The sequence below is a fragment of the Pseudomonas peli genome, assembly GCF_900099645.1.
Taxonomy (GTDB): Bacteria; Pseudomonadota; Gammaproteobacteria; order Pseudomonadales; family Pseudomonadaceae; genus Aquipseudomonas; species Aquipseudomonas peli.
Window position 1 is genome coordinate 880,338 of sequence record NZ_FMTL01000001.1, and the last position, 18,705, is coordinate 899,042.

Sequence of the window (18,705 nt, forward strand, 5' to 3'; positions counted from 1 at the left end):
AGCCGCAGATGATCCGCTCACCCCTCACGCTCGCCCTGCTCAGCCTCACGCTTACCGCCTGCAGCCCAAGCGATCCGCAGCAGCAGGTCAGCCGCGCACTCACCGATGGCGTATTGCTACCGATCTACAGCGCCTGGAGCGAAGCTGACCGCCAGTTGGCCGCCAGCGGCCAAGCCTTCTGCGCTGGCCAACAGAATCTCGCCGAGGCCCGCCAGGCCTTTGCCAGCGCGCAAAGCGCCTGGGCAGCCGTGCAACCGGTGGCCTTCGGCCCACTGGCTGAAGGCAACCGTGCCTGGCAGGTGCAGTTCTGGCCGGACAAGAAGAACCTGGTAGCGCGCCAGGTTGAAGCGTTGGTTAACAGCAAACCCGAGCTGACCCCAGCCGATCTGGATAAATCCAGCGTCGTGGTGCAAGGCCTCACCGCCTATGAATACCTGCTGTTCGACCCGGCCATTGATCTGAACGTCGCAGAGCAGAAAGCCCGCTACTGCCCGCTGATCGTTGCCATCGGTCAGCACCAGCAAGTCCTCGCCACCGATGTGCAAAGCCAGTGGCAAGCCAAAGACGGTATGGCCGCGCTGCTCAAGGACTTCCCCAACGCGCGCTACGCCGAAGCCCCGGAAGCGGTGGCCGAACTGCTGCGCACCCAGGTCAGCGCCATCGACGGGCTAAAGAAGAAACTCGGCACGCCACTCGGCCGCCAGAGCAAAGGCCAACCGCAGCCTTATCAGGCTGAAGCCTGGCGCAGCAACGCCAGTTTGACCAACCTCGCTGCCAGCCTGGCCAGCGCCGAACGCATCTGGCTGGGCGCCGAACAGGATGGCATCCAGGCGCTGCTCGGCAGTGATCACGACGCACTGAAACAACGCATCAACGCCGCCTACAGCGACACCCGCCAGCGCCTGGCTGCCGCCCAGCGCCCGCTCGGCGAGCTGCTTAGCGACGAAGTCGGGCGCGCCGAGATCAACGCCCTGTATGACAGCCTGAATGTGCTGCATCGTCTGCATGAATCCGAGCTGGCCAAGACCCTGGGCATCCAGCTGGGCTTTAACGCTCACGACGGTGACTGAGTCATGCAGATCAATCGCCGTGCCTTTCTAGGGCTGAGCATCGCTGCTGTTGCCGCTACGGCAGCGGCCGCCGGCACTTACGGTGGCTGGACGCTGATGCACAGCGGCGCGCAGCCGCTATTGCTGTCGGCACGTAACGACAGCGCCGGTAAGCACTTCGCGGTCGGCTACCGACTGGATGGCAGCCAGGTATTTGCCACTCAGGTGAACGAGCGCTGCCACGATGTCATCGGCCACCCGTTTCTGCCGATGGCGCTGTTTGTCGGTCGCCGTCCAAGCACGCAAAGCTACCTGATCGACACCCGTGACGGTCGTCTGCTGCAAACCGTTCACTCACCCGAACAGCGCCACTTCTATGGTCACGCGGTTTTCCACAAGGATGGCGAATGGCTGTACGCCACCGAGAACGACACCTCCGATCCCGGTCGCGGTGTACTGGGCGTTTACCGCTTGCAAGGCGAGCAATTGCAACGTGTAAGCGAACTGTCGACTCATGGCATCGGTCCGCACCAGCTGCTCTGGATGCCCGACGGTGAAACCTTGGCGGTGGCCAACGGCGGTATCCGCACCGAGGCTGACAGCCGGGTGGAAATGAACCTCAACGCCATGGAGTCCAGCCTGGTGCTGCTGCGCCGCGACGGCAGCCTGGTCAGCAAGGAGCAACTGCCGGAACGGATGAACAGCGTGCGTCATATGGCCGTGGCCAACGACGGCACACTGGTCACCGGCCAGCAATACATGGGCGAACTCAGCGATGCGGTGCCGCTGTTGGCGATCAAACGCCCTGACCAGCCCTTCCAGCATTTCCCCGTGGACGACGCACAACGTCAGCTGATGAGCCAGTACACCGCCAGCGTGGCGATTCACAGCGAGCTACGCCTGCTGGCATTGACCGCCCCGCGCGGCAACCGGGTGTTTATCTGGGACCTTGACAGCGCCGCGCTGCGCCTGGACGCGCCGCTGGCTGATTGCGCCGGTGTTGGCGCCGTGGCGAATGGCTTTGTGGTCAGCAGCGGCGTCGGGCGCTGCCGCCTGTACGACTGCCGCAATCCCCAAATCAGCAGCACCCCACTGCACCTGCCGGCCGGCCTGTGGGACAACCACTTGCGCCTGGTTTAAGACCGTACAGCTAAACCTGTAATACGCCTGCGGCACGCTAAAGAACGCTGCCGCAGAGCCGATCTATACTCCTGACTAGCTGCTACTTCCGGCAATCCGGCCCAGCTGGTACCAGTCGATAGGGATCTTCGCAGTTTGGGCGCGCTCAGCGTCACTGGCATCCCGCCTTCCACACTCAGGGGTATCACCCATGTTTCTGCAAAAATCCTTGCGCGCGCAGATTCTCGCCTTACTTGGCGGCAGTCTGGCGCTGATTCTGGTCACGGCACTGGCCTGCTTCAGCTTTCTGTCCAATGGCATGCAGGCCTACCGCGGTCTACTTGAGGGCCCACTTGAAGCGTCATCCCTGATTGACTCGACCAACCTGAACTTCAAGACCCAGGTACAGGAATGGAAAAACGTCCTGCTGCGCGGCAGCGACAAGGCGCAACTGGACAAATACTGGAGCCAGTTTGAAGCGCAGGAGCGCAAGGTTCAGGACTTACTGGGCCAGCTGAGTGAATTGGCTAACACTGATCGCGCACTGAAGAGCAAAGTCGATGCTCTGCGCAGCGAGCACCAGACACTCGGCGCCAACTACCGCAAGGGACGTGATGCCTTTGTCGCGGCCGGCGGCGACGCTGCGGTGGGTGACAAGGCGGTGTCAGGCATTGACCGCAATACCGCCCAACAGATGGAAGCCCTGTCCAGCGAGCTGCATAAGCAGAGCCTGGAGCAAGCCGGCCTGATCAATGCCTCGGCCGACCGCACCATCACCTTTGGCACCCTGCTGATGCTGGGAGCCACCGTGGTGATCGCGCTGTTCAGCCTATGGCTGGTCAACCGTAACCTGATAAACCCAATTCGCGAGCTGATCGAGCACATTGCCCAACTCAGCCACGGTAACTTCGGCCAGCATGTCGACGCGAGCCGTCAGGATGAGCTGGGCAAGCTGGCCATTGCTGCGAACATTCTGCGCGACTTCCTCTCGGATACCTTCACCCGCTTGAAGCGCAGCACGGCTGACCTGGATATTGCCAGCGGCGAACTCAACTCCATCGCCACGCTGATGGCCCAGGGCACGCGTGAACAGTTTTCGCGCACCGACCAGGTCGCCACCGCCATGCATGAAATGTCCGCCACGGCCCAGGAAGTCGCGCGTCATGCCGCCGAAGCCGCCGGCGCCGCCGATGCCGCTGACAGCGCCGCACGCCAGGGCGAAACAGTGATGCAGGCCACGATCAAGACCATCACCGACATTCGCGGTGAGATCAGCAACACTTCGGAGGTGATTCGTCGCCTGGAAGCCGACAGCGGGCGCATCGGCAAAGTGCTGGAAGTGATTCGCGGCATCGCTGAGCAGACCAACCTGCTCGCGCTTAACGCCGCCATCGAAGCGGCGCGTGCCGGCGAACAGGGCCGCGGCTTTGCCGTGGTGGCGGATGAAGTACGCACCCTGGCCCAGCGCACCGCCGAGTCGACCGCAGAAATCCACCAGATCATCGACACTGTGCAGACTGGGGCGGTGAATGCCGTGCGCGCCATTGAAAGTGGTCAGAGCCGCAGCGAGGAAGGTGTAACCCAGGTGACCCAGGCCGGCGCCACGCTGCAGTTGATCACCAGTGCGGTGGAAGCCATTCGCGACATGAACAGGCAAATCGCCACTGCCGCCGAAGAACAGACCTCGGTAGCCGAAGACATTTCACGCAACCTGACCGAGATCACCGCAATTGCCACTGCCAACCAGGAAAACGTGCAACGCACCGAAAGCGCCGGGCAAAACCTGCACGTCCTCTCCGGGCAACTGAATGAAGTCACCCAGCGTTTGAGTGCCTGACACCCGACCTGCGCACAACAAAATGCCAGCCGATGCTGGCATTTTGCTTAATAGCGCCTTGAACCTTGAGGCAACTTTTGCACAACAATGTTTTGCAAATGCGAATCTTTGACAGGCCTCTGCGCGAGGTCTAATGTGCCCGTCTTGCCTATTCTCAGGCCTCTATCCGCCTCGCCAAGGATCCGGAATATGTTGCTTCGCCGTATGCTCTTTATGCTCGGCGCAGTACTCGTCGTGGTACTCGCCCTCGCCGCCTACAAAGGCTTCTCCATCTACCAACAAGTGCAGATGTTCTCCGCACCGCAACCGGCCATCAGTGTCGACGCCGCGACAGCAGAAGAACGTCCGTGGCAGGGTCGTCTGCCCGCTATCGGCACGCTCAAGGCTTTTCAGGGCGTTGACCTGACTGTGGAAGTCGGTGGCACGGTGCAGCAAGTGCTGTTCCGCTCCGGTGAGCAGGTCAGCCTGCAACAACCCCTGATCCAGATGGACAGCGATGTCGAGCAGGCCAGCCTGGGCACTGCCCAGGCCGAACTTGGCTTGGCCCGCGTGGAATACGAGCGCGGTCGCAGCCTGGTCAATCGCCAGAGCATCTCGAAAAGCGAGTTCGACCGCCTGTCCGCCAGCCTGCAGAAGGCCAATGCCAGCGTCGCCCAGCTGCAAGCGCAACTGGCGAAGAAACGCATCCTCGCGCCCTTTGCCGGCACCATCGGCATCCGCCAGGTAGATGTCGGTGATTACCTGTCCTCCGGCACCACCATCGCCACCCTGCAGGACCTGAGCAAGCTCTACGTCGACTTCTTCCTGCCCGAACAGGCGGTGCCTAAGCTGGCCGTGGGCGAGCTTGTGCGCTTCAGCGTGGCGGCGTACCCGAGCGAGATGTTCGAAGGCGAAATTGCCGCGATCAACCCAAAGGTCGAAGACACCACGCGCAACGTGCAAGTCCGCGCCATGTTGATCAACCCGGACAATAAATTGCTGCCCGGGATGTTCGCCAACCTGGAAGTGCTGCTACCGGGTGAGCAGAACCTGATCGTCGTGCCGGAAACGGCCATCACCTACACCCTCTACGGCAACTCGGTGTACGTGATCGGCGAGAAGAAAGGGGAAGACGGCCAGGTGGTCAAAGACGACAAAGGCCAGGCCGAACTGGTGGTCGAACGCCGCTTCGTTGAGACCGGCGAGCGCCGCGAAGGCCAGGTGGTGATTCTCAAAGGCCTGCAGGCCGGTGAGCAGGTGGTGTCTGCCGGTCAGCTGAAGCTGGATAACGGCGCCCACGTCAGCATCGCCAATGCCCTTGTCGAGGCCAAGCCGAGCGTCGAGTAATCGAGCACGGCACACAGGAACTTATTTATGGCTTTTACTGATCCCTTTATCCGTCGCCCGGTATTGGCGACCGTGGTCAGTCTGTTGATCATCCTGCTTGGCTTCCAGGCATTCAGCAAACTGACCATCCGCCAGTACCCGCAGATGGAAAACGCCCTGATCACGGTGACCACGGCTTACCCCGGTGCCAATGCCGAGACCATCCAGGGCTATATCACCCAGCCGCTGCAGCAGAGCCTGGCGAGCGCCGACGGCATCGACTACATGACCTCGGTGAGCCGGCAGAACGTGTCGATCATCTCGATCTATGCGCGCATCGGTGCCAACAGCGACCGCTTGTTCACCGAACTGCTGGCAAAAGCCAACGAGGTGAAGAACCAGCTGCCGCAGGACGCCGAAGACCCGGTGCTGAGCAAGGAAGCCGCGGACTCCACGGCGCTGATGTACATCAGCTTCTACAGCCAGGAACTGAGCAACCCGCAGATCACCGATTACCTGTCGCGAGTCATCCAGCCCAAGCTGGCCACGCTGCCTGGCATGGCAGAGGCTGAGATTCTCGGCAACCAGGTCTTTGCCATGCGCCTGTGGCTCGACCCGGTGAAAATGGCCGCCTACGGCGTGACCGCCGGCGACGTGAATGACGCGGTGCGCAAATACAACTTCCTCGCCGCAGCCGGTGAAGTGAAGGGCGAGTACGTGGTCACCAGCATCAACGCCGAAACCGACCTGAAATCGGCCGAGGCCTTTGCCGCCATCCCGCTGAAAACTGTTGGGGACAGCCGCGTGCTGATCCGCGATGTGGCGCGGGTGGAAATGGGCGCGGAAAGCTACGACGCGATCAGCTCCTTCGACGGTACGCCATCGGTGTACATCGCCATCAAGGGCACGCCGGGGGCCAACCCGCTGGACGTGATCAAGGAAGTGCGCAAGGTCATGCCGGACCTCGAAGCGCAGCTGCCGCCCAACCTGAAAGTCTCCATCGCCTATGACGCCACGCTATTTATCCAGGCCTCCATCGACGAAGTGGTGAAAACCCTCGGCGAAGCGGTGCTGATCGTCATCGTGGTGGTGTTCCTGTTCCTCGGTGCGTTCCGCTCGGTACTGATCCCCGTGATCACCATCCCGCTGTCGATGATCGGCGTGATGTTCTTCATGCAGCTGATGGGCTACTCGATCAACTTGCTGACCCTGCTGGCCATGGTGTTGGCCATCGGCCTGGTGGTGGACGACGCCATCGTCGTCGTGGAGAACATTCATCGGCATATCGAAGAAGGCAAAACGCCGTTCGATGCGGCCATTGAAGGCGCCCGCGAGATCGCCGTGCCGGTGGTGTCGATGACCATCACCCTGGCGGCGGTATACGCGCCTATCGGCTTCCTCGAGGGCCTTACGGGCGCGCTATTTAAAGAGTTTGCCCTGACCCTGGCCGGCGCAGTGATCATCTCCGGCATCGTGGCCCTGACCCTGTCACCGATGATGTGCGCCAAGCTGCTGCGCCATGAGGAGAATCCGTCGGGCCTGGCGCACAAGCTCGACCAGATTTTCGACGCACTCAAGAAACGCTACCAGCGGGCGTTGCATGGCACCCTGGATACCCGTCCGGTGGTGCTGGTATTCGCGGTAATCGTCATGTGCCTGATTCCGGTACTGCTCAAGTTCACCAAGAGCGAGCTGGCCCCGGAAGAAGATCAGGGCATCATTTTCATGATTGCCAACGCACCGCAACCGACCAACCTGGAGTACTTGAACAAGTACACCGACGAGTTCGTGAGCATCTTCAAGGAGTTCCCGGAGTACTACTCCTCGTTCCAGATCAACGGCTTCAACGGTGTGCAGTCGGGTATTGGCGGCTTCCTGATGACGCCGTGGAACGAGCGCGAACGCACCCAGATGGAGATTCTCCCGGAGGTGCAAGGGCGCCTGTCGCAGATCGCCGGCCTGCAGATCTTCGGTTTCAACCTGCCGTCCTTGCCGGGTACGGGTGAGGGGTTACCGTTCCAGTTCGTGATCAACACACCCAACGACTACCAGTCACTGCTGCAAGTGACCGAGCGGGTCAAGCAACGCGCCGTGGAGTCCGGCAAGTTCGCCTTCCTCGACGTCGACCTGGCCTTCGACAAGCCGGAAGTGGTGGTGGAAATCGACCGCGAAAAAGCTGCGCAGATGGGCGTGTCCATGGAAGACCTCGGCCTGACCCTGGCCAGCCTGCTCGGTGAAGGCGAGATCAACCGGTTCACCATCGACGGCCGCAGCTACAAGGTGATTGCTCAGGTCGAACGCGCCTACCGCGACAATCCGGAGTGGCTCGGCAGCTACTACGTGAAGAGCGAAAGCGGCGCGATGTTGGCCCTGTCGACACTGGTCAAGGTCAGCGACCGTGCGCGGCCGACCCAGCTCAACCAGTTCCAGCAGCTCAACTCGGCGATCATCCAGGGCGTACCCATCGTCAGCATGGGTGAAGCCGTCGAGACGGTAACGCAGATCATGCTGGAGGAAGCCCCAGCCGGTTATGCCTACGACTTCGCCGGTGCGTCGCGCCAACTGGTGCAGGAAGGCAACGCGCTGTACATCACCTTCGGTCTGGCCCTCGCGCTGATCTTCCTGGTGCTGGCGGCTCAATTCGAGAGTTTCCGCGACCCGCTGGTGATCATGGTCACGGTGCCGCTCTCGATCTGTGGCGCGCTGATTCCGCTGTTCCTGGGCCTGTCGAGTATGAACATCTACACCCAGGTGGGCCTGGTCACGCTGATCGGCCTGATCACCAAGCACGGCATCCTGATCGTCGAGTTCGCCAACCAGCTACGCCGTGAGAAGGGCTTGTCGCGACGTGAGGCGGTCGAAGAGGCCGCAGCGATTCGCCTGCGTCCGGTGCTGATGACCACTGCGGCGATGGTCTTCGGCATGGTGCCGCTGATCCTGGCAACCGGTGCTGGTGCAGTCAGCCGCTTCGACATCGGCCTGGTGATCGCCACCGGCATGTCGATTGGCACGTTGTTCACCCTGTTTGTGCTGCCCTGCGTGTACAGCCTGCTGGCGCAGCCCGATGCACCGGCCAAAACGGCAACCGCCCACTGATCCAAGGACCGGACAGAGAAAAGCCCTGCAATGCAGGGCTTTTCTCTGTCTATCGAATTTTCAGGTCAGCAGGCTCAACCTTGTGAACGGCCACCCTGAGACAGGCTGAACATAAACAGCAGCAGGTCCTGGTCCGGTTTTAGCACCTCGGCCGTTCGCGCCTGGGGCGGCAACGGGCAGTAGCCGCGCTCGTTGAGGGTGATGACCTGGGGGCTGGCTTCCTGCCAAGCCGCCGCCGCGAGCGAGGCCACGCTGAGCGCGGTCACCAGGAACAAACCTCGTGCGATTTCTAGCTTCATCACTGCAACCTCTTGATAGCGCTGCCAAACGCTGTTTGTAGACCCTAGATCACTGTTAACCATCGCGCCGTATCGGGCGACAAGTGGTCGTTACTGCCGGACGCTGCCGGCAATGCCATTCTGATCATCCTGATCCACACGCAGCCATTCAGCAGGCCAGGCTTCGAGCCAGATTCGCACCGTTGGTTCAATCGTTGAGCAAACCAAGGATGGGGATCGCATCACCGCACCTGGCGGTAACACCCTCACAGTCACTTAATTGCCCAATTGCATCAGCGTGGTGCGCAATAGAACCTGTGGTTTTAAAACAATCGCAGGCAAAACCGTAACCGGCACAATCACCAACCATCCATTGAAAACGGCGTGGTAGAGCACATCCAGGTGAGGTCAAAACACGGAGCGACCATGCGTAGCAGCAGCACAGCGCAGATTGACAGGCTCCAGTCCGGGAGCGCGCATCACACAAAGCAATTGGCGTACCGCTTTGCTGCGAGGGACTGTTATAGCCGAGAAAAATGAAAACCCCGTGACAGGCACGGGGTTTTCTTTACTGCATGCAGGCCATCTGGCGATGGCCTGCGGGAGCCGGGCTGGCTTACATCATGCCGCCCATGCCACCCATGCCGCCCATGTCTGGCATACCGCCAGCGGCCGGCTTGTCTTCTACCACTTCGGCGATCATCGCTTCGGTGGTGATCATCAGGCTGCCGATCGAAGCTGCAGCTTGCAGTGCCGAACGGGTGACCTTGGCCGGATCGAGAATACCCATCTCGATCATGTCGCCGTAGGTGTCGGTCGCGGCGTTGAAGCCGAAGTTACCCGAACCCTGCTTGACCTTGTCGACCACTACGCTCGGCTCGCCGCCGGCGTTGGAAACGATCTGACGCAGCGGAGCTTCAACAGCACGACGCAGCAGAGCGATACCGACGTCCTGATCGGCGTTGTCGCCTTTCAGCTCGCTGATGGCCTGCAGAGCGCGAACCAGAGCCACGCCACCGCCAGGTACCACGCCTTCTTCAACGGCTGCGCGGGTCGCGTGCAGGGCGTCGTCAACGCGGGCTTTCTTCTCTTTCATTTCAACTTCGGTGCCGGCACCGACTTTGATCACCGCAACACCGCCAGCCAGTTTGGCCAGACGCTCTTGCAGCTTCTCTTTGTCGTAGTCGGACGAGGTGTCTTCGATCTGCTTACGGATCTGCAGTACGCGAGACTCGATATCAGTCTGAACGCCAGCGCCGTCGATGATGGTGGTGTTTTCTTTGCTCAGGATCACGCGCTTAGCGTTACCCAGGTGCTCCAGGGTGGCGCTTTCCAGGCTCAGACCGATCTCTTCGGAGATTACGGTACCGCCAGTCAGCACAGCGATGTCCTGCAGCATGGCCTTACGACGATCGCCAAAGCCTGGTGCCTTAACGGCAGCAACTTTAACGATACCGCGCATGTTGTTCACAACCAGAGTCGCCAGGGCTTCGCCTTCAACGTCTTCAGCTACGATCAGCAGCGGACGGCCGGACTTGGCCACAGCTTCCAGAACTGGCAGCAGCTCACGGATGTTCGAAACTTTCTTGTCAACCAGCAGGATCAGCGGGCCGTCAAGCTCGGCGACCATGGTGTCTGGCTTGTTGATGAAGTACGGGGACAGGTAACCACGGTCGAACTGCATGCCTTCAACAACCGACAGTTCGTTTTCCAGGCCCGAGCCTTCTTCAACGGTGATCACGCCTTCTTTACCGACTTTTTCCATGGCTTCAGCAATGATTTCGCCGATGGAGGTGTCGGAGTTGGCGGAGATCGAACCTACCTGAGCGATGGCTTTGGTGTCAGCGCAAGGCTTGGACAGCTTCTTCAGCTCAGCAACGATGGCGATGGTTGCCTTGTCGATGCCGCGCTTCAGATCCATCGGGTTCATGCCCGCAGCGACGGCTTTCAGGCCTTCGTTGACGATGGCTTGAGCCAGAACGGTGGCGGTAGTGGTGCCGTCGCCTGCGTCATCGTTGGCACGGGAAGCAACGTCTTTAACCAGTTGCGCGCCCATGTTTTCGAAGCGATCTTTCAGCTCGATTTCTTTGGCAACGGAAACGCCGTCCTTGGTGATGGTCGGAGCGCCGTAGCTCTTCTCGATGATCACGTTACGGCCTTTCGGGCCGAGGGTGGCTTTTACTGCGTCAGCCAGAACATTAACGCCGACGAGCATTTTCTTGCGGGCGGAATCGCCGAATTTAACTTCTTTAGCAGCCATGATGGTTATTCCTTGATTCGTTCAAATAGAGCGGAATTCGTAGCGACGGAGCGCTGAAATCAACCTTCAACGACAGCGAGAATTTCGCTCTCGCTCATTACCAGCAGGTCTTCGCCGTCAACTTTGATGGTGTTGCTGCCGGAGTAAGGGCCAAACACCACTTTGTCGCCGACTTTAACGGCCAGGGCACGCACTTCACCGTTGTCCAGCACGCGACCAGTACCGACAGCGAGGATTTCACCGCTGTTGGCTTTCTCGGCAGCGGAACCTGGCAGCACGATGCCGCCTGCGGTTTTCTTTTCTTCTTCGCTGCGACGGATTACGACGCGGTCATGCAGAGGACGAAGCTTCATTGTCGATCTCTCCCAATAGTGATTTTTCGGCCGGTGCAATCACCGGCGGGTTAGCAAAGTCCGGCGAGGCCGGTAGCGCTACGCCAGGCGCAGCGCTGAAGTCTGAATCTGTCTGACGACAGAAAACCTTGCGGTGACCGCTACATAAGGGCGCACAAGAGGATTTCAAGGGCTGAGGGTGAAATTTTTACGATCTACAGGCTTTTCTTATGAGCCGAAAATCAGTCGCGGCGCTCAAATTCGCCTTCCAGCACATTGGGACGAACCTGCCCGGAGCGTGCGGCCTGGTCGTCAAAAAAGGCGCGCTGACGCATGGCTTGTTCGGCGGCGCGCAGACGCACCTTGTTGACCAGCAAGCGACGGGTGAACGGAATTAGGCACAGCAGGCCGAAAATGTCGCTGATAAAGCCAGGCAGCAATAGCAGACCACCACCGACGGCGATCAGCAGGCCTTCGAGCATTTCCTGCTCGGGTAACTCACCTCTGGCCAGTTTCTCGCGTGCACGCCACGCGGTGGCCACCCCTGCAACGCGCAGCAGAATGGCGCCGAGGATGCCGGTACCAATCACCAGCAACAAGGTCGGTAACACACCGATGGCACTGCCCACCTGAATCAGCAGGGCCAATTCAATGAACGGGAACAGCAGAAACAGAAACAGAAACGCACGCATCAAAGGATCCTTAACGGAAGATCAGCTTCCTATGGGACAGAAGTATGGGGTGTTGAGCTGAATTCAAGCTGAAGCCTGACCGTCGGTCGGCCAGACTTCGGCGCGGGCCAGTGCCACCAAGGCCTGGCGCACCTCCAGCGGACTGTTACAGGATGTTGGAAAGGCCAGCCAATAAAGGCCCTGACCGATCCGCAGGTGAAAGCCCTCACTGTCGACCCCAACCAGCTCAGCCGGCGCATGCTGGGGTAAACCTGCCAGCTCGACATAATGAGCGATAGCCTTGGCATGGTCGCTGTTCATGTGCTCAACCATGCTGATTTCGCTGTCGCCGGCAAAGGGGTTGGTCTGGGCCACCTCATCCAGCCAGTGAATCGCACCAAACCCGCCGATGTAGCGCCAGCGCACCGGCTCCAGCCGCCAAAAATCGAAATCGTGGGCCTTATGGTAGCCGCGCGACTCCGGGAAATAGCGGTAATAGCGCTGCGCAGCCGCAACAATCTGCGCCTCGTCATCTAATTGCCGCGCCTCGGCGAGCAGCGTAAGACGACCGACCGCCTGCACATCTTCCGCCCCACGCTCGCCCACCAGCAGCGAGCATTTACCATCCTGCTTGAGGTTGTGGGTGTGCTGGGCGATGCGACTGATCAGCATCAGCGGATAACCGTCAGCATCCAGGCAATAGGGCACCACTGATCCGAAAGGGAAACCCGGCATGGCTTTGGAATGGGTGCTGAGCACGCCCCGGTATTCCTTGAGCAGCAATTCTCGGGCATGCTTGCCGGCTTTCACGCTCACCTTATGACTCCTTGCATAGATTCCGTCACAGAACGGGAGGCGCCTAGATTAACCGCCGGCAAGGTCACACAACACCATTTGAGGGGACTCGCGATGCAACTCAAAGATAAAGTTATCGTCATCACCGGCGGCTGTCAGGGCCTGGGCCGCGCGATGGCTGAGTACCTGGCAGAAAAAGGCGCCAAACTGGCGCTGGTCGACCTGAACCAGGAAAAACTCGACGAAGCCGTGGCGGCTTGCAAGGCGCTGGGCGTAGAAGCGCGCGCTTACCTGTGCAACGTTGCCAATGAAGAGCAAGTGACCCAGACCGTGGCACAGATCGCTGAAGACTTCGGCGCACTCAATGGCCTGGTCAACAACGCCGGCATCCTGCGTGACGGCCTGACCATCAAGGTCAAGGACGGCGAAATCACCAAACTGAGCCTGGCGCAGTGGCAGTCGGTGATCGACGTCAACCTCACCGGCGTGTTCCTCTGCACCCGTGAAGTGGCGGCGAAAATGATTGAGCTGAAGAACGAAGGCGCGATCATCAACATCTCCTCCATCTCCCGTGCCGGCAACATCGGCCAGGCTAACTACTCGGCTGCCAAAGCCGGTGTAGCGGCCGACACCGTGGTCTGGGCCAAAGAGCTGGCGCGTTACGGCATCCGTGTCGCGGGCGTAGCACCGGGCTTTATCGAGACCGAAATGGTCGCCAGCATGAAACCGGAAGCACTGGAGCGCATGACCTCGGTCATCCCACTGCGCCGCATGGGCAAACCGGCCGAGATCGCTCACTCGGTGGCCTATATCCTGGAAAACGACTACTACACCGGTCGTATCCTGGAGCTGGATGGCGGCCTGCGGTTGTAATCCGCACCGATCTGCTGCGCGTCGGCCATCCGTCGTTAAAAGCACTCGCGGGCTTGCTCATTTAAAGCTCGTAAACTCCGCGCCCGCGAGTGCTTTGACCAGCCGGAGGCTGTTACTAACGTAGCGCCTAGGCTGACTCTAGCTCGCGATATCTAGAACGTTTAGAACAAAAAGCCCCGCATCTGCGGGGCTTTTTTGTGTACAGCCGAGGCTTACCAGCCCACGCCAAAACCTAGGCTATAACGGGTTTCGTCCAGCTCGCCTTCTGCACCGCTGACCAAGTCCTTCTCGGCCTTCATATTAAGCGAAGCCCAATCGGTCAGTTTGTAACGCAGGCCTACGGCGGCATCCAGGGTGTAGTCAGCGGCGTTGGCCAGTGGCTTGCCCACCTCGCCATCACTGAACAGCTCGACGCTCTTGCCGACCAGGTAGCGGTTGTAATCCCACTTCAGGCTCGCGGCGTAGAAGTTGTCGCTCTCGCCATTGCTGTACTCGTAGTCTGTGCGGTTAAGCAGGCCGGCCACCGAGAAGGCGCCCAGCTCGTTATCCCAGAACTGGTAACCCGGACCGGTACCCACGGTGCGCTGACGCTCAAGCTCTTCGACCATGTCGCGTTTGTACTCGAAGCGACCCTGCCAGAACCACTTCTCGGTCAGGAAGCGGTCGAGGGCGTATTCGGCGCTCCAGTTATCGGTGGTGACCACGTCGTCCTGGAACTCGCGGTTGTAGTCGGCTTGCGCGTTGTGGCGCCAGAGGCCATGGCGAGCCTGGGTCTTGAGGCTGACGTCATAGTCGTCGGTGTCGCGCTCGGCACGCTTGTAGTCCAGCGCCGCATCGATATTGCCCTTCCAGACCAAATCCTCAACCAATGGCTTGGGCTTGAGGATCTGCTTGATGCTGGCCAGCTCGATGGTCTTGGGCGCATCGCCATTGGCCAGGATCACCTTACCCGGCTCGGCCGGCTGCAGGGACTTGGCGCGCTCACCGGCGATGGCGTTTTCCTTGATCAGCAGCTCCTGATCGCTTTCCAGGGTGGCGATCTTGCTCCAGTCGAGGGCAATCGCACCGCCGTAGTCGGTCGCCAGCAACAGCTTGCCACCGTCGTAAAACTTGATCTTGCCGGTCAGGCGGTCGCCGTTCTTCAGCCAGACGGTATCCGCCAACGCGGACGTAGCAGCCACAGAAAGGGCCAGGCACAGCAGGGTTCTGGAAAACATAGGGATGACTTGTCTACTTCGGGTTCGCGGAAGGTCGCGCATTATCCGTAAGCACGACGCCAGAGCAAGCACTGACCGACAGAATCACCGCGAGTTCATCATTGCGTGACCTACCAGCCGACCCCCACACCCAACAGATAGCGGCGCTCACTGCTGGTTTGCCCGAGCGCACGCGCCTGATCCAGCTCATACAGCAGCGATAGGCGCGCCCAATCTGTCAGCCGGTAGCGCAGGCCTATTTCACTGTCGAGAACGTAGTCAATCTCTTCTATCGCAGGCAATTGCAGCTCGGCTGTGCTGTAAAACTCCAGACGGGTACCCCACAGCAGACGCTTGTAATCCAAGGCAAGCGAGTAGGTATTGAACGACCGCTCAGCATCACTGGCCTCCAATTGCAGGCGATTGAACTGGCCGATCACATCCAGCCGGCCCAGCTCGTTATCCCAGAAGCGATAACCCGGTCCGGTGCCCAGCGAACGCTGGCGAGTAAAAAAGGCAAACTCATCCTCGTCCTGCTCTGCCCCCACCCGCCAGAACCAGTGATCCGTGATAAAGCGGTCGAGGTCGTACTCCAGCTGCCAGTTGTCAGCGGTTTTCGCGTCATTCTTAATCTTGCGCTCCAGCTCACCGCCCAACACGTGACGCCAACGGCCGTGCTCCACACGCGTATTGCTTTTGAGCTTCCACTCGTCGGTGTCGTTGTCGTCGCGCTTCATATCGAGTTTGGCGTCCAGATTGCCCTCCCAGAAGCGGTCCTGCAGTACCGGGCGCGGTGGGATCAGACGCTTGATGCTGGAAAGCGGCACGGTTTGCGTGTTGTCGCTGACCACCCGCACCATGCCCTTGCCGGCTGCTTCCAGCTGGTTGCTGTGCTCGCTATCGAGCCCCTGGCGGCGCATCAGCAAGGGTTTCTCCGAGCGCAGGGTGTCGATATCCTTCCAGGCAATCAGCACCTGGCCGGCGTACTTGGTTTTCAGGGCCAGTTTGCCGCCATCGAGCAGAACTATCTCACCGCTCAGACGGTCACCATTGTTCAACCACACAGTGTCCGCCCACACAGGTGTGGTCAGAGCAAGAACCAGAAAGCACAACAGAGTACGTATAAGCATGATGGGAAAGCCGGATAACGAGCCAGAACAGGTGCCGAAGCATGCCGCGCCAGGCCAGCCAACAGCAAGCCAGCTCGAGCGTCGCACGGCACTTTATGCGGTGCTGGCGCAGATTCCACCCGGCTGCGTGGTGAGTTACGGGCAACTGGCTTCATACGCAGGCCTGGGTCGCGCCGCGCGCTGGGTCGGGCGCACCCTCAGCCAGCTACCGGACCGCAGCACCCTGCCCTGGCACCGGGTAATTGCTGCCGGTGGCCGCCTCAGCTTGCCGGCTGGCAGCCTCTCCGGCACAGAACAACGCAGTCGTTTACGTGAGGAAGGCGTGCAAATCCATAACGATCGGGTGGATATGCCGCGCTATGGCTGGCGCCCAATGGAGCACAGCGGGTAGAGTGCGCCCTTTATTAGGTCAATCTCAGGCTGATACCCCTTCAATGCCCCGTAAAAGCTGGCGTGATGCCATTGCTGCCTACTCCAGCCCCTCCACCTTGGTGCTGCTGCTTCTAGGGTTTGCCGCCGGCCTGCCTTATATGCTGGTGTTCTCCACCCTGTCTGTCTGGCTGCGCGAAGCCGGCGTGGCCCGCGACACCATTGGTTTTGCCAGCCTGATCGGCCTGGCATATGCCTTCAAATGGGTCTGGTCTCCGCTGCTTGATCAGTGGCGCCTGCCGCTGCTGGGCAAACTGGGCCGCCGACGCTCCTGGTTGGTGCTATCACAGATCCTGATCGCCATCGGCCTCGCTGGCATGGCCCTGTGCGATCCGCAGACCCACCTGACCTGGCTGATTTCCCTCGCGGTGCTGGTGGCCTTTGCGTCGGCCACTCAGGACATCGCCGTTGATGCCTACCGCCTGGAAATCGTCGACGACACCCGCCAGGCCGCGCTGGCCGCCAGCTATATGGCCGGCTACCGCGTCGCCGCCCTGCTGGCCACCGCCGGCGCACTGTATTTCGCCGAAGGCTTTGGCTCCACCGCACTGCTCTATCAGCACGGTGCATGGGCCGGCACCTACCTGCTGTTTGCCCTGCTGATGTTGCCTGGCCTGCTGACCAGCCTGTGGATGCGCGAGCCGGATGTGCCACTGCGCACGCAACTGGCCGCTGCGCGTTATGGCTTTAGCCACCAGATCGCCTCGGTACTGGTACTGATTGTGTTACTGGTATCGGTACCGGCGATGTTTACCCAGTTCTACAACACCGACTTCGCCAGCGTGATCAACGGCGAAGCCAGCATGCTTGACCTGCTATTGGAAGACCGCGCCTTCCTGCGCGCCCTGCTTTACACCATTCTCAGCGCCCTGTGCCTGTCGTCCATGGGGCGCCGTGGCCTGGCGCCGGTGCTGACACCGGTCAACGACTTTATCCTGCGTTACCGCTGGCAAGCGTTCCTGCTGCTCGGGTTGATTGCCACCTACCGCATGTCCGACACCGTAATGGGTGTGATGGCCAACGTGTTCTACATCGACCAGGGCTTTACCAAGGACCAGATTGCCAGCGTCAGTAAGCTCTTCGGCTTGATCATGACCCTCATTGGTGCAGGCTTTGGCGGCCTGCTGATCGTGCGCTTCGGTATTCTGCCGATCCTGTTTATTGGCGGCGCGGCCTCGGCAGCGACCAACCTGCTGTTCCTGATGCTTACCGGCATGGGCGCAGATCTGCAGATGCTGATCGTGACCATTTCCGCCGACAACTTCAGCGCCGGCCTAGCCACAGCGGCGTTCGTCGCCTACCTGTCGAGCCTGACCAACCTGAAGTTCTCCGCCACCCAGTACGCCCTGCTCAGCTCAATCATGCTGTTGTTGCCGCGCCTGATCGGTGGTTATTCCGGCGTAATGGTGGAGAAGTTCGGCTATGCCCAGTTCTTCCTGGTCACTGCCTTGCTGGGTATTCCGACACTGCTGCTGATCATCCTGCAATGGCGCCGGGAACGGCTGCAAACCAGCGACTTAAGCGTGACTAACGCCACCGAACAGCACCAATAGCATTACTGGCAAGACTCTTGCTCTACCCTGCTCACAACAAGAGGGCAGGCCATGACCGTAGCATTCAGTAACGCCACCCACCTCACCCACTACCCCAGCTTTGACAGCTGGTGGCAAACCCAGGGTGAATGGGTCGAAGAGCCTAACGAGCGCCGCGGTGGTTATAGCGGTGTTCAACGCCTCACCCAGCTGGGTCAGTCGCTTTACGCAAAAAAGCAAACCGGGCACACCTACCGCAGCCTGCTTCACCCTTGGGGGCGGCCGACGGTACTGCGTGAACGCGACGCTCTGCTCAGAGCACTCAAGGCTGGTGTCGCGGTACCCGAGATCGTTTACTGCGCCGCCGAGCGCAACCGCGAAGGCTGGCGTGCCTTGCTGGTGACCAAAGCCCTGGAAGGCTTTCAGCCTCTCGATGAATGGTATGAGCATCGTGCTCGCGAGGCGCTAGACGCCTCCCTGCACCAGCAACTGCTGCAGCAAATCGCGCAAAGCCTGGCCAATTTGCACAAAGCCCGCCAGCAACATGGCTGCATGTATGCAAAACATATCTTTGTGCGTATCCAGGCTGCAGATACGCCGCCATCGTGCGAAATCGCCTTGCTCGATCTTGAGAAGTCGCGCCGCCGCCTCACCCGCAAAAAAGCCGCCTTGCACGACATGCTGCAACTGCGGCGCCATTCGCCGTGGGATCAGGCCGACTGGCAAAGCCTGATCAACCACTACCAACTGGCGATGGGCCGCACGTTCAAAATGCTCTATAACGCCACCAGTCGCTAACTCGG

Annotated in this window: 16 protein-coding genes; 9 read left to right on the plus strand and 7 right to left on the minus strand. The window is 60.2% G+C overall.

Annotated elements, in window-relative coordinates:
• The first annotated feature begins 8 nt into the window (after window positions 1–8).
• The 5 genes from BLO50_RS04350 to BLO50_RS04370 all read left to right on the plus strand — a co-directional run bounded on the left by BLO50_RS04350 (window position 9) and on the right by BLO50_RS04370 (window position 8,406).
• Window positions 9–1,070 (plus strand): imelysin family protein, encoded by a 1,062-nt coding sequence (locus tag BLO50_RS04350; RefSeq protein ID WP_090249044.1) that lies wholly within the window; start codon window positions 9–11, stop codon window positions 1,068–1,070.
• 9 nt (window positions 1,071–1,079) lie between these two features.
• Window positions 1,080–2,189, plus strand: coding sequence for a DUF1513 domain-containing protein (locus BLO50_RS04355; RefSeq protein ID WP_169852829.1), 1,110 nt, complete (start codon window positions 1,080–1,082; stop codon window positions 2,187–2,189).
• Window positions 2,190–2,379: 190 nt separating this feature from the next.
• The gene (locus tag BLO50_RS04360; RefSeq protein ID WP_090249048.1) at window positions 2,380–4,005 is read left to right on the plus strand and encodes a methyl-accepting chemotaxis protein; all 1,626 of its coding nucleotides are present in this window, start codon (window positions 2,380–2,382) and stop codon (window positions 4,003–4,005) included.
• A 189-nt stretch (window positions 4,006–4,194) separates the two neighbouring features.
• A complete protein-coding gene (locus BLO50_RS04365; protein WP_090249050.1) occupies window positions 4,195–5,331 on the plus strand; it encodes an efflux RND transporter periplasmic adaptor subunit in 1,137 nt (378 codons plus the stop codon).
• 27 nt (window positions 5,332–5,358) lie between these two features.
• Entirely contained in the window at window positions 5,359–8,406 is a 3,048-nt protein-coding gene (locus tag BLO50_RS04370; RefSeq protein ID WP_090249052.1) for a multidrug efflux RND transporter permease subunit, read from the plus strand.
• A 74-nt stretch (window positions 8,407–8,480) separates the two neighbouring features.
• Here BLO50_RS04370 and BLO50_RS04375 read toward each other — a convergent pair whose 3' ends face one another.
• From BLO50_RS04375 to BLO50_RS04395, 5 genes are all read right to left on the minus strand, one after another.
• Window positions 8,481–8,705 (minus strand): hypothetical protein, encoded by a 225-nt coding sequence (locus tag BLO50_RS04375; RefSeq protein ID WP_090249054.1) that lies wholly within the window; start codon window positions 8,703–8,705, stop codon window positions 8,481–8,483.
• Between the two features lie 595 nt (window positions 8,706–9,300).
• Window positions 9,301–10,944, minus strand: coding sequence for a chaperonin GroEL (gene groL / locus BLO50_RS04380; protein WP_090249056.1), 1,644 nt, complete (start codon window positions 10,942–10,944; stop codon window positions 9,301–9,303).
• A 59-nt stretch (window positions 10,945–11,003) separates the two neighbouring features.
• Window positions 11,004–11,297, minus strand: a complete 294-nt coding sequence (locus BLO50_RS04385; protein ID WP_090249058.1) for a co-chaperone GroES — start codon at window positions 11,295–11,297, stop codon at window positions 11,004–11,006.
• Between the two features lie 221 nt (window positions 11,298–11,518).
• Window positions 11,519–11,968 carry an FxsA family protein gene (locus BLO50_RS04390; protein WP_090249060.1) on the minus strand — a complete coding sequence of 150 codons (450 nt, stop codon included), beginning with the start codon at window positions 11,966–11,968 and terminating at the stop codon, window positions 11,519–11,521.
• A 63-nt stretch (window positions 11,969–12,031) separates the two neighbouring features.
• The gene (locus tag BLO50_RS04395) at window positions 12,032–12,763 is read right to left on the minus strand and encodes a HugZ family pyridoxamine 5'-phosphate oxidase (RefSeq protein ID WP_090249062.1); all 732 of its coding nucleotides are present in this window, start codon (window positions 12,761–12,763) and stop codon (window positions 12,032–12,034) included.
• Between the two features lie 93 nt (window positions 12,764–12,856).
• Here BLO50_RS04395 and BLO50_RS04400 point away from each other — a divergent pair, with 93 nt between their 5' ends.
• Window positions 12,857–13,615, plus strand: a complete 759-nt coding sequence (locus BLO50_RS04400; RefSeq protein WP_090249064.1) for an SDR family oxidoreductase — start codon at window positions 12,857–12,859, stop codon at window positions 13,613–13,615.
• 212 nt (window positions 13,616–13,827) lie between these two features.
• Here the strand turns inward: BLO50_RS04400 and BLO50_RS04405 are convergent, their stop codons facing one another.
• Window positions 13,828–14,832 (minus strand): DUF481 domain-containing protein, encoded by a 1,005-nt coding sequence (locus BLO50_RS04405; protein ID WP_090249066.1) that lies wholly within the window; start codon window positions 14,830–14,832, stop codon window positions 13,828–13,830.
• Window positions 14,833–14,942: 110 nt separating this feature from the next.
• Window positions 14,943–15,941, minus strand: coding sequence for a DUF481 domain-containing protein (locus tag BLO50_RS04410; RefSeq protein ID WP_090249068.1), 999 nt, complete (start codon window positions 15,939–15,941; stop codon window positions 14,943–14,945).
• A gap of 1 nt (window position 15,942) precedes the next feature.
• On the opposite strand from BLO50_RS04410, the gene BLO50_RS04415 reads away from it, so the two are divergent.
• From BLO50_RS04415 to BLO50_RS04425, 3 genes are read left to right on the plus strand one after another with little or no spacing between them, the layout of a single operon-like run.
• On the plus strand, window positions 15,943–16,332 hold the full coding sequence (locus BLO50_RS04415; RefSeq protein WP_090249070.1) for an MGMT family protein: 390 nt from the start codon (window positions 15,943–15,945) through the stop codon (window positions 16,330–16,332).
• A gap of 43 nt (window positions 16,333–16,375) precedes the next feature.
• Window positions 16,376–17,923: an AmpG family muropeptide MFS transporter gene (locus tag BLO50_RS04420; protein WP_090249072.1), complete on the plus strand. Its 1,548-nt coding sequence runs from the start codon at window positions 16,376–16,378 to the stop codon at window positions 17,921–17,923.
• 51 nt (window positions 17,924–17,974) lie between these two features.
• Complete coding sequence (locus BLO50_RS04425; protein ID WP_090249073.1) at window positions 17,975–18,700, plus strand: lipopolysaccharide kinase InaA family protein; 726 nt, start codon at window positions 17,975–17,977, stop codon at window positions 18,698–18,700.
• Window positions 18,701–18,705 lie beyond the last annotated feature (5 nt).

Bases quoted from the DNA above. Each gene is read 5' to 3' on its own strand.
- BLO50_RS04415 (WP_090249070.1), top strand. From the start codon at position 15,943: ATGGGAAAGCCGGATAACGAGCCAGAACAGGTGCCGAAGCATGCCGCG.
- BLO50_RS04410 (WP_090249068.1), bottom strand. From the start codon at position 15,941: ATGCTTATACGTACTCTGTTGTGCTTTCTGGTTCTTGCTCTGACCACA.
- BLO50_RS04370 (WP_090249052.1), top strand. From the start codon at position 5,359: ATGGCTTTTACTGATCCCTTTATCCGTCGCCCGGTATTGGCGACCGTG.
- BLO50_RS04365 (WP_090249050.1), top strand. From the start codon at position 4,195: ATGTTGCTTCGCCGTATGCTCTTTATGCTCGGCGCAGTACTCGTCGTG.
- BLO50_RS04425 (WP_090249073.1), top strand. From the start codon at position 17,975: ATGACCGTAGCATTCAGTAACGCCACCCACCTCACCCACTACCCCAGC.
- BLO50_RS04390 (WP_090249060.1), bottom strand. From the start codon at position 11,968: ATGCGTGCGTTTCTGTTTCTGTTTCTGCTGTTCCCGTTCATTGAATTG.
- BLO50_RS04385 (WP_090249058.1), bottom strand. From the start codon at position 11,297: ATGAAGCTTCGTCCTCTGCATGACCGCGTCGTAATCCGTCGCAGCGAA.
- BLO50_RS04405 (WP_090249066.1), bottom strand. From the start codon at position 14,832: ATGTTTTCCAGAACCCTGCTGTGCCTGGCCCTTTCTGTGGCTGCTACG.
- BLO50_RS04350 (WP_090249044.1), top strand. From the start codon at position 9: ATGATCCGCTCACCCCTCACGCTCGCCCTGCTCAGCCTCACGCTTACC.
- BLO50_RS04420 (WP_090249072.1), top strand. From the start codon at position 16,376: ATGCCCCGTAAAAGCTGGCGTGATGCCATTGCTGCCTACTCCAGCCCC.
- BLO50_RS04400 (WP_090249064.1), top strand. From the start codon at position 12,857: ATGCAACTCAAAGATAAAGTTATCGTCATCACCGGCGGCTGTCAGGGC.
- BLO50_RS04360 (WP_090249048.1), top strand. From the start codon at position 2,380: ATGTTTCTGCAAAAATCCTTGCGCGCGCAGATTCTCGCCTTACTTGGC.
- groL (WP_090249056.1), bottom strand. From the start codon at position 10,944: ATGGCTGCTAAAGAAGTTAAATTCGGCGATTCCGCCCGCAAGAAAATG.
- BLO50_RS04375 (WP_090249054.1), bottom strand. From the start codon at position 8,705: ATGAAGCTAGAAATCGCACGAGGTTTGTTCCTGGTGACCGCGCTCAGC.